Origin of the sequence: Corynebacterium suicordis DSM 45110 (assembly GCF_015351405.1) — a bacterium.
GTDB classification, from domain to species: Bacteria; Actinomycetota; Actinomycetes; order Mycobacteriales; family Mycobacteriaceae; genus Corynebacterium; species Corynebacterium suicordis.
The window spans coordinates 1097066-1109961 of the sequence record NZ_JADKMY010000001.1 but is presented as its reverse complement, the minus strand read 5'-3'; the positions used below and the strand labels follow the sequence as shown (position 1 = coordinate 1109961).

The window sequence follows — 12896 nt, the reverse complement described above, 5'->3', positions numbered from 1 at the left end:
TCTAACACTCTCACCTGCGGAAAATTAAACTTTCGCCTGTTCGCGTTAAGGTGAGACTCATGATTCCGGAATTGCGCAGCATTGGTCTTGACTTCCCCCAGTGGCAGGACGCACTCGAGGCCACGTATTCCTCAGGCTTGCTCAGCGTCACCGGCGAGGTGCGCGATGGCCAGGTTTTGCAGTACGACGATCCCTCCGGTGCTCGCCTGGTCATCCTCACCGCGCCCCCTTATGGCACCTTCGCCAGCTACCTTGGTGGCCCGCAGGCATCGGCGCACTTGAGCATGGTTAACGATGTCATCGGTGTGTTGGACGTGGTGGAGGATTCCCCATTCCTGCACGCTTCCGGCCAGCAGGCTCCCACCATCGCCTCGCTGACCGCCACCGTTGCGCAAGGCCCGATGCTCGCAGAGGTGGATCCGCTGGAGTACCAGCCCATGAACATCGCTGCGCTGGCCACGGATATTTCCGTGTATTCCTCCCCCACTGAGTTTGCCGAGGCCGGCGGTCGGCAGGTCGGAACCGTCACCTCTTCCGGCCTGGCAGACATCAACAAGGGTTCCACCACCCCCCACGCCAAGGCCGAGATCGCTGTGGAGGCCACGTCGCTCACGCAGCGCGTGTCCCAGCTGACGGGTCAGAAGTTCTGGGTGGCCACCGTCCGCAGTCCCTTTGATTTCTCCGTGATTTTCCCGGGAGACATGCTGGATCTTCCGGTGGATTCTTTTGGCCGGGCGGAGTTGGGCGTCGAGAAAGAAGGAGCTTCTTCGACGCCAATTATCGCCGGTTCCGTGCAATTCACCTGCAGCACGCTGGAGGCCTCGTCCTGCTCAACCAGCGGTGGGTGCGGATCGGGCAACTGTGGCTGCGGTGGCCACTAGTTAACCGATTGCGCTGGTTTAGCCGCGGTACTCGCCGGTGGCGATGATCTGCGAGGGGCCTTTGAGCGTTGCTCGGCCTTCCGCCAGTGTTACTTCCACCTGACCTCCGGGCACGTTGACTGCCACGGTTCCCTCGCTCCGGTCCGCGTTCCGGAGGGCAGCGAAGGCTGCAGCTACTGTGCCTGTGCCACAGGAACGGGTCTCACCCACGCCGCGTTCGTGGACGCGCATGTGGATGGCATCGGACTGCAGCGGGGTGATTACTTCCACGTTGACTCCGTGTGGGAAGAACTTAGGGTCCCAGGTCACGGGCTGGCCCACGGGGAGTTCGCGCAAGGAATCCTGGGTGAGATTCGACAGGATCACCACTGCGTGCGGATTGCCCACGTTCACGCCAAGGCCCGTGGCCTGAATGCCCGCGACTTCCACGCTGGAGTCTCCCATTTCGGTGACGCTGCCCATTTCCACAGAGACCATTGCGTGTTGGGCATCGGCGTGATGAATCGTGACTGCTTTGCGCCCATTGCGCGTGCCGATTCCGAAGTGCGTCTCGCCCTCCATAGGCACCAGACCCTGCTCAGCCAGCACGTGGGCGAAGACACGCACGCCATTGCCGCACATCTCGGCCAACGATCCATCGCTGTTGCGGTAATCCATGAACCATTCGGACTCGTCACAATCACCGGGCAGTTCATTGAGCACACCGCGCTCCAGCAGCTTCCCCGCGGTGGCGATCCGGATCACTCCATCGCCGCCAATTCCAGCGCGGCGATCCGCCAACTGCTGCACGGTGGATTCGCTGAGTTCAATGCTCACTTCTGGGTCAACCAGCACCACGAAGTCATTCTCCGTGCCGTGAGCTTTGAGGAATTTCCATGCGGGGTTATTCATGCCGAACATCCTACCTCTGCTGCCAGTTATTCAGACCCGGCTCTCTAATCAGACCGAGCTCTCTATTCAGACCCAGCTCCGCGCCGAGCCAGCTCCACCACCTGCTCCACCGCGTCTTCCGCCCAAGCGTCCACCCAATGGATGCGGGGATCACGCCTAAACCAGCTGCGCTGCCGTCGGGCATATCGGCGAGTGCCCAGGTACGTGGCCTCTTTGGCTTCCTCCTCGGTGAGCTCACCGGCGAGGTATGCCAACACCTGGGAATAGCCGATGGCCTTGCCCGCGGTGGAATCCCGCTGCAACCCAGCCTGGGTAAGCGCGCGAACCTCATCCACCAAGCCCTGGGCCAACATCAGGTCCACGCGCTGCTGCAGCCGCGGATCGAGCCACTCCGCCGGGGCATGCAAGCCGATGAGCTGACAATTCCACCGCGCTGGGCGATCCTTGGGTGGCTGGGATGCGGCAAAGGGCTTGCCCGTCAGCTCAATCACCTCGAGCGCACGCACCGTGCGCCGCGGATCCTTGGTCTCAATGATGCCGGCCGCTTGGGGATCCACGCTTTGCAAGTGGGCATGGAGCGCCTCCACGCCGATCTCCTGCAGCTTGGCCTCCCACCTGGCACGCACTTCAGGATCGGTGGGCGGAAAATCCCACTCGTCCACCACAGATTGCACGTACATCATGGATCCACCCACCAACACTGGTGTCTTTCCCCGCGCAGCTATCTCCTCCACCGTGGCCACCGCAGCTTCCCCATACGCGGCCACGCTGGCAGGCTCTGTCACATCCCAGATATCCAGAAGGTGGTGGGTTATCCCCTCGCGCTCCTCTTCTGCGAGCTTTGCCGTGCCGATATCCATGCCCTTGTAGAGCTGCATGGAATCGATATTGATGATCTCCCCGTCCAATTCCTTCGCCACCGCAATGGCAGCCGCGGATTTCCCAGATCCCGTGGGTCCCACGATGGCCACGGGGCGGCGGGCCAGAGAACGCGGAGAGGCTGGAGAATTAGTGGAGTCTTGATCGGGCATGTTGTTCATTTTAAGTCAGCCTCTATTGGCGGGTTCCTCTCGCCTCTTCGCGCCCGCCCTACCCCCACGAGAGAGCGGATACCGTCCATCCGAACCATTCAGTCTGTAATAATTGTTTCAGATAAGCACCGGTGAGATTAGTCTCACTCCGCAGCCGCGTCGCGCGGCGACACATTCTTTTGGTTCCTTAGGAGTACCCGAGACCATGAACTCCCCTCTTGACCCCGCTTCCCAGCCCACGCCAGGTAATTCAGCTGGCACTCCTCGCCCGACTCCCGGCCCCACTCCAGGTGCCTCGCCTGGACCAAAGCCCGATGTTCGTCCGGGAGTTCACCCGGGTGCTGTGCCCCGTCCCAGCCAGATCGCCAAAAACGCCGCTGGCCAGGCTGCTTCCCCGGTGCCGAGCCAGAAGCAGTCCGATCCCTCGAAGTTCGGACGCGTAGAGGAAGACGGCACCGCATGGGTCAAGGGTCTTGATGGCAGCGAGCGACAGATTGGCCAATTCAAGGCCGGAACTCCCGAAGAAGGCCTCCGCCACTTCGCCACTCGATACGAGGACCTAGCTACCGAGGTTTCCCTCCTGGAAAACCGCGTGCGCAAGAACCCAGACGAGGCTCCCCAGGTACGGCAGAGCGCAGAGAACCTCCGCGAATCACTCGCCACCGTCGCCGTGATCGGTGATCTTCCCGCCCTGGATCAGCGCTTGGCCCGATTGCTGGATGATTCAGCGCAAGCCGAGGAGAAGTCCAATCAGGCCAAGCAGGATCGCCGCGCTCAATCCATCGCGCGCAAGGAAGCCCTGGCCGCGGAAGCCGAAGACATCGGGGAAAACTCCACCGACTGGAAGGCTGCGGGCGAGCGTCTCCGCGAAATCCTCCAGGAGTGGAAGACGATCCGCGGTGTGGATCGGACCACTGATGATGCCCTGTGGAACCGTTACTCCGCTGGTAGGGATGCTTTTTCTCGACGCCGAGGCGCTCACTTCTCCGAATTGGATCGCAACCGCGGGGTAGCGAAGCAGAAGAAGGAAGAGCTGGTTGAGCGCGCGGAGGCTCTGATGAACTCTGTTGAATGGGGGGAGACCGCCCGCGCATTCAAGGATCTGATGCAGGAGTGGAAGGCTGCTGGACGCGCTACTCGCGAGGCCGATGACTCCCTCTGGGAGCGGTTCAAGGCCGCGCAGGACAAGTTCTTCGATGCACGCAAGGCCGACTCCGCCAAGAAAGATACGGAATTCGAAGCCAATGCTGATGCCAAGCAGGCTCTCCTGGATGAATATGATTCCAAGATCAATCCCGAGCAAGGCATCGACAAGGCACGCCAGCAGCTGCGTGAGCTGAATGAAAAGTGGGATGAGATCGGGTTTGTCCCCCGCGCTCGGATCCGCGAGTTCGACCAGAAGATTGGTGCTCTGGAAAGCCGAGTGACCGATGCCGCGGATGCAGAGTGGCGTCGCACCGACCCAGAAGCGCTAGCACGCGTGGCGCAGTTCCAGGCCAAGGTGGATCAGTTCACCAAGGAGGCCGAAGCTGCCGAGGCCAAGGGCAACGAAAAGAAGGCCGCCCAGCTGCGTGCTCAGGCTGCGCAGTGGCAGGAATGGGCTGACGCTGCTGCCTCTGCCACTGAGAACTAGCACTGAGAACTAACACCAAGAACTAGCGCTTGGAATCAGCGCACAAAAAATCCCCCGGGCCATGAACCCGGGGGATTCTCACTGAGTTAGTTCTTTTCTCGTCGCGCACGAGCCCGGGCGCGGCGATCATCAACGATTTCCTCTTCGCTGGTGCGATCCAGCAGACCAGTGCGCAAGCGTTGCTGAGCCATGCGGGATTCCTCGTTGCTGTGCGCTTCTTCCCGGCGGGCGCTCGCCAGCGCCTTCTGCAGAGCGTTGCGGCGGAACAGCACCACGGTCATGGTGAGGAACATGATGGTCATGCCCACCGCACCAATGACCAGGCCGAAGCTCGGTGGCTGGCCGGCGGACGTGACCGGTCTGGTCTGCCCCATCCAAATGGCGAAAATGCTGTACCACCAGCCCACGCCAGCAAAAGCCCAGTTGAACCACGCCACCAACCAGCTGCGGCTCAGGATGGTGCCGATGGGCAACAGCACACCACCGGTGAGCGCCAGGATTGTGTAGATGCGCTCGGGCATGGTGGTGTCGAAGGATTCCGCCTTCGGGGTGTTGAGGAGCACGTCGTACCCGAAAACCTCACCGGCATGCGGCAGGAAGAAGCTCATGAGCACTGCAAACATTCCCAGAGCCATGGGGATCAGGCCCACGCCGTAATCCACTTCCTTGCCCGCGGAGCGTTCCGCCTTAGCGATGCTCCCGCCGGATTTTTCGATCTGCTCGGCGATCTTCTCTTCGCGAGTCTTTCGCGGGGCGGTAGAAGATGCTGGACGGGATTGAGCTTTGTTCTTCTTAGGCATCGCAGCCACATCCTTCTGATCCGCAACTCGTTGCGCTGGGAACCGGGGTAATTACTTCGAGGTTTTGGGCGGAGCGAATAGAGGGCAGACCCAGTCCCACGCCCACGGGTGCGGTGGTGGGCACTTGGCCTGCTTCCCAATTATCTCCCGCGCGGGTCTTCCAGTGCTCGTGCACGCCACTGTCCGCGATGAGGAAGTACGGTGCCGCATCCGTGATGGTGACGGTGAGCAGGTCGCCGGGGCGGATGCTCTCCTCCAGCCTGCCACTTCCCGCGAAATCAGCCGCGGCGGTAGGCATGAAGTGCACCAGACGGCCATCGCGGGCGCGTCCGGTCATGCGGTGCGTACGGTCATTCTTCCGCCCACCCTGATCCTGCACCAGCAGCTCCACGGTGGTCCCGATCAGCGCGAAGTTATCTTCCTTGCTGATCCGCTCCTGCAGGGCAATGAGCCGCTCATAGCGCTCCTGCACCACTGCCTTGGGAACCTGCTGGTCCATCTCGGCAGCTGGGGTGCCCGGCCGTGGCGAGTACTGGAACGTATACGCCGAGGTGAAGCGGGACTTTTCCACCACGTCCAACGTAGCTTGGAAGTCTTCTTCGGTCTCACCGGGGAAGCCCACGATGATGTCCGTGGTAATCGACGCATGCGGGATGCGATCGCGCACCTTCTCCAGAATCCCGAGGAATTTCGTGGAGCGGTAGGAACGCTTCATGTCTTTGAGCACCTTGTCCGAACCCGACTGCAGTGGCATGTGCAACTGCGGGCACACGGCTGGCGTCTCCGCCATCGCCTCAATCACATCATCGGTGAATTCAGCAGGGTGCGGGCTGGTGAACCGCAAGCGCTGCAGTCCCTCGATCTCCCCGCAGGCACGGAGGAGCTTGGCAAAGGCACCGCGGTCGCGGTCCAGGGTGGCGTCGGAAAAATTAACGCCGTAGGCGTTCACGTTTTGGCCCAGCAAGGTCACTTCTGCCACGCCCTGCTCCACCAGCGCCTTTACTTCGGCGAGCACATCTCCCGGGCGGCGATCCTGCTCCTTGCCGCGCAGCGCAGGCACGATGCAGAACGTGCAGGTGTTATTGCAACCCACGGAGACGGAAACCCATCCCGCATAGGCCGATTCGCGCTTGGCGGGCAGCACTGAGGGGAATTGCTCGAGCGCATCCGCGATCTCCACCTGCGCCTCATTGTTGTGCGCAGCACGCTGCAACAGCGTGGGCAGGCTACCCAGGTTGTGCGTGCCAAAGACCACGTCAACCCACGGTGCCTTCTCCACCACCACTTGCTTGTCCTTTTGCGCCATGCAGCCGCCCACCGCGATCTGCATGCCGGGATGCGAGTCCTTGACCCCCTTGATCATCCCCAAAGTTCCATACAGGCGATTATCCGCGTTCTCGCGCACCGCGCAGGTGTTGAAAACCAGCACATCCGGAGTAGACCCATCCCCCGCCGGCACATAACCGGAATCTTCCAAGAGGCCGGAGAGTCGCTCGGAATCATGAACGTTCATCTGGCAGCCAAAGGTGCGCACTTCATAGGTGCGGTTGGAGGAGTTTTCGGGAGTGTCAATCGTCTGTACCACGGATGTTGACTCTACCCATCGCGATGATTAAGCGAAACTAAGGCTTTACGTGCATTTTGCATAAATGTGAGACGTGTCACGATAGCATTCACACATGACAGCAAATCCAGCTAGTTCCGCGATGATCAGCATGCGGAATGTGAATAAGTACTACGGCGAATACCACGCCCTCCGCGATATCAATCTCGAGGTTCCCACCGGCCAAGTTCTGGTGCTCCTCGGCCCGTCCGGCTCCGGCAAATCCACGCTGTGCCGCACTATCAATCGCTTGGAAACCATCGATTCCGGCGAAATTCACATCAACAACTCTCTGCTCCCCGAAGAGGGCAAAGAACTGGCCAAGCTCCGCGCTGACGTGGGTATGGTGTTCCAGTCCTTCAATCTCTTCAGCCACATGACCATCCTGGATAACGTGACGCTCGCGCCCATGAAGGTGCGCAAATTGAGCAAGGCAGACGCCAAGAAGCGCGCCATGGAACTGCTCGAGCGCGTAGGCATTGCGGCCCAGGCGGACAAGTACCCTGCCCAACTTTCCGGTGGCCAGCAGCAGCGTGTGGCCATCGCCCGCGCCCTGGCCATGGAGCCCAAGGTGATGCTCTTCGACGAGCCCACCTCCGCCCTCGACCCGGAAATGATCAACGAGGTGCTGGACGTCATGGCTGACCTGGCACGTTCCGGCATGACCATGGTGTGTGTGACCCACGAGATGGGCTTTGCTCGCAAGGTGGCCAACCGCGTGCTCTTCATGGCCGAGGGAAGCATCGTGGAAGACACCACTCCCGAAGCCTTCTTTGCCAATCCAGAATCCGACCGCGCCAAGGACTTCCTGGCCAAGATCCTCGATCACTAAGTGGACGAGGTTTCACGGAAAAGAGCAAGCATGAAGAACATTTATCGACGCCTGACCGCAACGATCGTGGCTATTCTCAGCACCGTTGCGCTGGCAGCTTGCGGGAGTAACGAAGCCCGTAATCTATTGAGTTCCATCGAATCCGGGCACATCGTCATCGGCACCAAGTTCGACCAGCCCGGCTTGGGAGTCCGAACCCCGGAGAAGACTTTCCAGGGTGTGGACACGGATGTCTCCCGCTATGTGGTGAACTACATCGCCAACAAGCACGGCTGGGAAGTACCGGAGATGACGTGGCGCGAGACTCCCTCTGCCCAGCGAGAAACACTGATCAACAACGGTGAGGTGGATATGATCGCCGCCACCTACTCCATCAGCGCCTCTCGCCTGCGCGCGGTGGATTTCGGCGGCCCCTACCTGCTGACCCACCAGGCGCTGCTGGTGCGCAGCGATGACAAGATCCAGGGGTTGGAAGATATGAACGCGGACACCAAGCTGTGTTCCGTGACCGGTTCCACCCCAGCTACCAAGGTGAAGAGCGCACTGCCGGAAGTGCAGCTGCAGGAATTCGATACCTACTCCGCATGCGTGGAAGCGCTCGCCCGCGGCAAGGTCGATGCCTTGACCACCGATGCCACCATCCTCGCCGGATTTGCCGAGCAGTACCCCGGCAAGATGAAGGTCGTGGAGCTGAAGAAGCCGGACGGTTCCTTCTGGACCAATGAGAACTACGGCATTGGCCTGGCCAAGGGTCAGGACAAGGCCGTGGCAGAGATCAACGAAGCCCTCAATGAGATGCACGATTCCGGTGAATACCAGCGCATCATTGAGAACAATCTGGGAGATGCCATCGAGCCAGGCGATAAGCCTTCGATCGGCGATCTCTCCTTCACCAAGAAATAGGAAGGAGGAACAACACTAATGAATGCCGAACTTTGGGCGGACATGGCTCCCCAGCTACTTCCAGCCTTCTGGACAACCATCAAGCTCACTTTCTGGGCTGCGCTGGGATCTTTGATTTTTGGAATCATCCTGACCGCGATGCGCGTCTCCCCCGTCTCGATCCTGCGAACCATCGCGACCGTCTACATCAACATCACGCGTAACACTCCCCTGACGTTGATCGTGCTGTTTGCCTCCCTTGGCCTGTACGTGAACCTAGACATCACGCTGGCTCCGGATGGCCCCAACTTCACCACGCAGAACAACTTCAACTTGGCAGTCCTTGCCTTTATTATCTACACCTCTTCCTTCGTGGCAGAGTCCCTGCGTTCCGGTATCAACACGGTGCCCTTCGGGCAGGCTGAAGCTGGCCGCTCCCTGGGGTTGACCTTCATGCAGAGCTTCCGGAACATCATCTTCCCGCAGGCTCTCCGCGGAGCGATTGTGCCCCTGGGCAATACTTTGATCGCACTGACCAAGAACACCACCATCGCCTCGGTGATTGGTGTGGCTGAAGCCAGCCTCCTCATGAAGTCCTCCGTGGAGGATCACGCCGACCAGGTCTTCGTGATCTTCGGCATCATTGCCCTGGGCTTCATGATCATTACCCTGCCGACCGGACTCATCTTCGGTGCACTCAGCAAGCGATTGGCGGTGAAGCGCTAATGACTACCCGCGCAACTGTTTTATATGATGCCCCCGGACCAAAGGGCATCCGCATCAATCGAATTCTCACGGTGGTTACCGTGCTGGTGCTGGCCGCAATTGCCTTCTGGGCTGGCCGGATCCTGCATGCCAACGGCCAGTTTGAAGCCGCCAAGTGGACTCCGTTCCTCCAGGCCAACATGTGGACCACCTACATCCTTCCGGGTCTGTGGGGCACCATCAAGGCTGCGGTGATCTCCATCCTCCTCGCGCTCATCATTGGTGGAGCATTGGGTATCGGCCGCTTGTCCGCCAACCGCCTGGTGAGTGGTATCTGCGGTGTGATCGTTGAGGTCTTCCGCTCCATCCCTGTGCTGCTGCTCATGATCTTCGCTTACCAGGTCTTTGCTCTCTACGGCCTGGTGCCCACGAAGCAACTCGCGTTTGCCGCGGTGGTCTTCGGTTTGACCATGTACAACGGCTCGGTCATTGCGGAGATCCTGCGTTCCGGCATCCTCTCCCTGCCTTCTGGCCAGGAAGAAGCCGCCAAGGCGCTGGGATTGTCCCGGATGCAGACAATGTTCCGCATTCTCCTCCCCCAAGCCGTGGCGACCATGCTTCCCGCGCTGATTTCTCAGATGGTTATTGCCCTGAAGGATTCCGCGCTGGGTTACCTGATCGGCTACGTGGAGATCGTCCGCTCTGGTCTGCAGTCTGCCTCCTGGTTCCGCAATTACTTCACCGCGATGATCGTGGTGGCTGTCATCATGATCATCCTGAACTACTCGCTGGGCCGTCTGGCCGAGCGCATGGAGCGTCAGTTGCGCGCTGGGCGAGCCCGGAAGAACATCGTGGCCAAGGTCCCCGAGCATCAGGATCTGGGCGCGATTTCGAAGGATCAGGCTACTGTGGACTGGCATGATCCATCGCATAAGGATCTGCGAAACAAGTACGAATAGGAGCGCGACTCACAGTGTCTCAGTTTAAAGATGAGCTGACGGGCGCAAAGTCCCCAGCGGTCGTCAAGGATTTGGCGGCCCTCGCGGAACGCACCGTGGACGAGCAGTCCGGATTGACCGGCAAGCTGATCCAGGGCGCGTACAAGACCGCGACCAAGGTGGATAGCAACATTTCCGAGAAGGCAGCTCGGCAGCTACTGCCTGAGCTGGCAAAGGAATTGGAGCCATTTTGGGATGAGTTCCAATCCGGTGATCATTCCGGTGGTTTCGGTGAGTTCTTGATCCAGCGCAGCGAGCAGGTTTCTTCCCTGCTTCTAGAGTCAGCTGATCGCCAGGCCGGCAAGGTTAATAACCAGGCACTGCAGAAGGTGTACAAGCCTCTGCGTGGCAAGATCGCCAAGATCGTTGAGGCAAAGGTCCCGGAGATCGGCGAGGTCCTGGCCAAGCACGAGCAGGGCTAGTTCTCTAGCTGGTTGATCCGCTCATCCAGTGCCTGCCTCGCGGCAGCCAGGCATGCACCTTCCGGGAATCCCCGGCGAGCGGCCACCCCGACCACTCGCTTCAGCACTTTGTTGTACTCGGCTCTATCGGCCGGAACTGTTTTGACAGTTCCGGCCTTTTTCGTGACCAATTGCGCAATGGTTTCCTGCTGGCTATCCCAGGAGATCTGCTGAAGTGCTTCTTCGATCAACGCCCCGTGCACACCTTTGTTCTGCAGTTCTCTGCGCAAAACAGCGGGTGACTTCTTCTGGTTCTCGTGCCTGTGCCGCACCCATTCAGTGGCAAAGCGCGCATCGTCAACCATTCCGTTCTCGATGCATCGCTCCACAACCTGTTCGACCAGTTCTTCGGCAAACTCTGCATCGAGCAAACGGGTGCGCAGTTCGTGCGCGGAGCGATCGCGATGATTAAGCAGCCCCACCGCCTTGGCACGCACGGGTGCCAAGGCTTTCTCTGCTTCCGCGTCAATGATCGGCGCGGTATCCCCCTCTTCCCAGTTCTGCAGCGCTTCCCTGAGACCAGCAATCTTGACTTCTTGGCTATTCCTCATCGTCATCGTCGAAGTTAGGAGACAGGCCAATTGGCTGATCATCCGGATCCAGGGAATCTTCGGCAGCCGCTGGTGCTGTGCCCTCCCCGCCTTCGGCGTTCTTCAGGCTCGCATAAGGGCCAACCTTGAGCTCCTGCATGATGCGATCTTCCAGCGTTTCCGCCAGATCCGGATCCTGCTTGAGGAACTCGCGTGCCTTCTCCTTGCCCTGGCCCAGCTGGTCACCCTCATAGGTGAACCAGGCACCGGACTTCTTGATGATGCCCGCTTCCACGCCGAGGTCGATGATCGAGCCTTCGCGGGAGATCCCTTCGCCGTAGAGAATATCGAACTCGGCGATCTTGAATGGTGGGGAGACCTTGTTCTTCACGACCTTTAGACGGGTGCGGTTACCCACCACGTCGGTGCCGTCCTTCAGCGCCTGGATGCGGCGAATATCGCAACGCACGGACGCGTAGAACTTCAGTGCCTTACCACCGGTGGTGGTTTCTGGAGAACCGAACATCACGCCGATCTTCTCGCGAAGCTGGTTAATGAAGATCGCGGTGGTGCCGGTCTGGCTCAGCGCACCGGTCATCTTGCGCAGCGCCTGGCTCATCAGGCGAGCCTGCAGACCCACGTGGGAATCGCCCATGTCACCATCGATTTCCGCCTTGGGGGTCAGGGCAGCCACGGAGTCGATAACCACCACATCGATGGCACCCGAGCGCACCAGCATGTCGGTGATCTCTAGGGCCTGCTCACCGGTATCCGGCTGGGAAACCAAGAGCGCATCGGTATCCACACCCAGGGCGCGGGCGTACTCCGGATCCAGGGCGTGCTCGGCGTCGATAAACGCGGCGATGCCGCCTGCCCGCTGCGCCTGTGCGATGGCATGCAGCGCAACGGTGGTCTTACCGGAGGATTCTGGGCCGTAGATCTCCACCACGCGGCCGCGGGGGAAACCGCCGATACCCAGGGCAACGTTGATGGCGATGTTGCCAGAAGGAATGGCGCTAATGGGAGGACGCTTATCCTCGCCCAGGCGCATGATGGCGCCCTTGCCAAAGTCCTTTTCGATCTGCGCCATGGCCAGATCCAAAGCCTTGGAGCGGTCTCCGTTGTGACCCACTGGATTCTTTTTCTTCGGTGGCATATCTGTCAGCTCCCTTGTCCGAGTTTCTACTTCTGTTTCGCTCACGCTCACGTTAGACCACGTGGATCGCGCTGAGGTTCTCCGATATTTTTAGCTTGCGTTCAAGACAGCAGCCTACACTATAGGAACGCTTGTTCGATATATTTTAGTTTCGGCGTGCCATCTGCGAAGCAAATGAGGCGCAGGTTGGCGTCGAAAAGAATTAAAGATCTTCGCCCAACCTGCGGGCTGGTGGCACATCGAAGTCCTGGCACAGGGCCAGCCACAGATCCCGAAGGTCGACTCCCTGTTCGATTAGCTGCGTGGGGCTTTGTCCGTACTTCTCCAGCACGTGCATGTCTGCGATCCACGAGCCGAAGGAATCTCCAAACTCACCTCGGACGAGTCGATCAAATTCCGCGCGGCGCATAATCCTCGACTCTACAAACTCGCGAGCCCAATTACACTTCCAACCCGCCAGCAGGGAGCAATTGAACAGTGTTTAAGTTTCGGG

The 12896-nt window shown here is 59.9% G+C and carries 14 protein-coding genes; 7 read left to right on the top strand and 7 right to left on the bottom strand.

All coding sequences use genetic code 11. The annotated features are described in order from the left end of the window. The first annotated feature begins 59 nt into the window (after positions 1-59). Entirely contained in the window at positions 60-881 is an 822-nt protein-coding gene (locus IRY30_RS05170; RefSeq protein WP_194556274.1) for a hypothetical protein, read from the top strand. 18 nt (positions 882-899) lie between these two features. Here the strand turns inward: IRY30_RS05170 and dapF are convergent, their stop codons facing one another. Both dapF and miaA read right to left on the bottom strand, forming a co-directional pair. Then, on the bottom strand, positions 900-1772 hold the full coding sequence (gene dapF / locus IRY30_RS05165; RefSeq protein ID WP_194556273.1) for a diaminopimelate epimerase: 873 nt from the start codon (positions 1770-1772) through the stop codon (positions 900-902). Positions 1773-1834: 62 nt separating this feature from the next. After that, the gene (gene miaA, locus IRY30_RS05160; protein WP_194556272.1) at positions 1835-2803 is read right to left on the bottom strand and encodes a tRNA (adenosine(37)-N6)-dimethylallyltransferase MiaA; all 969 of its coding nucleotides are present in this window, start codon (positions 2801-2803) and stop codon (positions 1835-1837) included. A gap of 205 nt (positions 2804-3008) precedes the next feature. Between miaA and IRY30_RS05155 the strand changes: the two genes are divergently transcribed. Beyond that, positions 3009-4436 (top strand): DUF349 domain-containing protein, encoded by a 1428-nt coding sequence (locus IRY30_RS05155; RefSeq protein WP_194556271.1) that lies wholly within the window; start codon positions 3009-3011, stop codon positions 4434-4436. 86 nt (positions 4437-4522) lie between these two features. Here the strand turns inward: IRY30_RS05155 and IRY30_RS05150 are convergent, their stop codons facing one another. Both IRY30_RS05150 and miaB read right to left on the bottom strand, forming a co-directional pair. After that, positions 4523-5236 carry an Rv2732c family membrane protein gene (locus IRY30_RS05150; RefSeq protein WP_194556270.1) on the bottom strand — a complete coding sequence of 238 codons (714 nt, stop codon included), beginning with the start codon at positions 5234-5236 and terminating at the stop codon, positions 4523-4525. Continuing rightward, positions 5229-6821, bottom strand: a complete 1593-nt coding sequence (gene miaB, locus IRY30_RS05145) for a tRNA (N6-isopentenyl adenosine(37)-C2)-methylthiotransferase MiaB (protein WP_194556269.1) — start codon at positions 6819-6821, stop codon at positions 5229-5231. Before miaB ends, IRY30_RS05150 begins: the two co-directional genes overlap by 8 nt. Before the next feature lie 121 nt (positions 6822-6942). On the opposite strand from miaB, the gene IRY30_RS05140 reads away from it, so the two are divergent. The 5 genes from IRY30_RS05140 to IRY30_RS05120 are packed head-to-tail and all read left to right on the top strand — an operon-like array spanning position 6943 to position 10678. Next, entirely contained in the window at positions 6943-7671 is a 729-nt protein-coding gene (locus tag IRY30_RS05140) for an amino acid ABC transporter ATP-binding protein (RefSeq protein ID WP_194556578.1), read from the top strand. A gap of 30 nt (positions 7672-7701) precedes the next feature. After that, positions 7702-8574, top strand: a complete 873-nt coding sequence (locus IRY30_RS05135; protein WP_194556268.1) for a glutamate ABC transporter substrate-binding protein — start codon at positions 7702-7704, stop codon at positions 8572-8574. An 18-nt stretch (positions 8575-8592) separates the two neighbouring features. Beyond that, a complete protein-coding gene (locus IRY30_RS05130; protein WP_194556267.1) occupies positions 8593-9279 on the top strand; it encodes an amino acid ABC transporter permease in 687 nt (228 codons plus the stop codon). Beyond that, positions 9279-10217 (top strand): amino acid ABC transporter permease, encoded by a 939-nt coding sequence (locus IRY30_RS05125; protein ID WP_194556266.1) that lies wholly within the window; start codon positions 9279-9281, stop codon positions 10215-10217. The genes IRY30_RS05130 and IRY30_RS05125 overlap by 1 nt, the downstream gene beginning before the upstream one ends. A 14-nt stretch (positions 10218-10231) precedes the next feature. After that, positions 10232-10678: a DUF6918 family protein gene (locus tag IRY30_RS05120; RefSeq protein WP_194556265.1), complete on the top strand. Its 447-nt coding sequence runs from the start codon at positions 10232-10234 to the stop codon at positions 10676-10678. Here the strand turns inward: IRY30_RS05120 and recX are convergent. From recX to IRY30_RS05105, 3 genes are all read right to left on the bottom strand, one after another. Then, positions 10675-11274 (bottom strand): recombination regulator RecX, encoded by a 600-nt coding sequence (recX, locus tag IRY30_RS05115; protein ID WP_194556264.1) that lies wholly within the window; start codon positions 11272-11274, stop codon positions 10675-10677. The two genes, IRY30_RS05120 and recX, sit on opposite strands and share 4 nt — an antisense overlap. Then, entirely contained in the window at positions 11258-12403 is a 1146-nt protein-coding gene (gene recA, locus IRY30_RS05110) for a recombinase RecA (RefSeq protein ID WP_194556263.1), read from the bottom strand. The genes recX and recA overlap by 17 nt, the downstream gene beginning before the upstream one ends. Before the next feature lie 202 nt (positions 12404-12605). Then, positions 12606-12812 (bottom strand): DUF3046 domain-containing protein, encoded by a 207-nt coding sequence (locus IRY30_RS05105; protein WP_194556262.1) that lies wholly within the window; start codon positions 12810-12812, stop codon positions 12606-12608. Positions 12813-12896 lie beyond the last annotated feature (84 nt).

Coding starts and splice junctions, on each gene's coding strand:
- IRY30_RS05170 (WP_194556274.1), top strand. CDS start 60: ATGATTCCGGAATTGCGCAGCATTGGTCTTGACTTCCCCCAGTGGCAG.
- dapF (WP_194556273.1), bottom strand. CDS start 1,772: ATGAATAACCCCGCATGGAAATTCCTCAAAGCTCACGGCACGGAGAAT.
- miaA (WP_194556272.1), bottom strand. CDS start 2,803: ATGCCCGATCAAGACTCCACTAATTCTCCAGCCTCTCCGCGTTCTCTG.
- IRY30_RS05155 (WP_194556271.1), top strand. CDS start 3,009: ATGAACTCCCCTCTTGACCCCGCTTCCCAGCCCACGCCAGGTAATTCA.
- IRY30_RS05150 (WP_194556270.1), bottom strand. CDS start 5,236: ATGCCTAAGAAGAACAAAGCTCAATCCCGTCCAGCATCTTCTACCGCC.
- IRY30_RS05140 (WP_194556578.1), top strand. CDS start 6,943: ATGATCAGCATGCGGAATGTGAATAAGTACTACGGCGAATACCACGCC.
- IRY30_RS05135 (WP_194556268.1), top strand. CDS start 7,702: ATGAAGAACATTTATCGACGCCTGACCGCAACGATCGTGGCTATTCTC.
- IRY30_RS05130 (WP_194556267.1), top strand. CDS start 8,593: ATGAATGCCGAACTTTGGGCGGACATGGCTCCCCAGCTACTTCCAGCC.
- IRY30_RS05125 (WP_194556266.1), top strand. CDS start 9,279: ATGACTACCCGCGCAACTGTTTTATATGATGCCCCCGGACCAAAGGGC.
- recX (WP_194556264.1), bottom strand. CDS start 11,274: ATGACGATGAGGAATAGCCAAGAAGTCAAGATTGCTGGTCTCAGGGAA.
- recA (WP_194556263.1), bottom strand. CDS start 12,403: ATGCCACCGAAGAAAAAGAATCCAGTGGGTCACAACGGAGACCGCTCC.
- IRY30_RS05105 (WP_194556262.1), bottom strand. CDS start 12,812: ATGCGCCGCGCGGAATTTGATCGACTCGTCCGAGGTGAGTTTGGAGAT.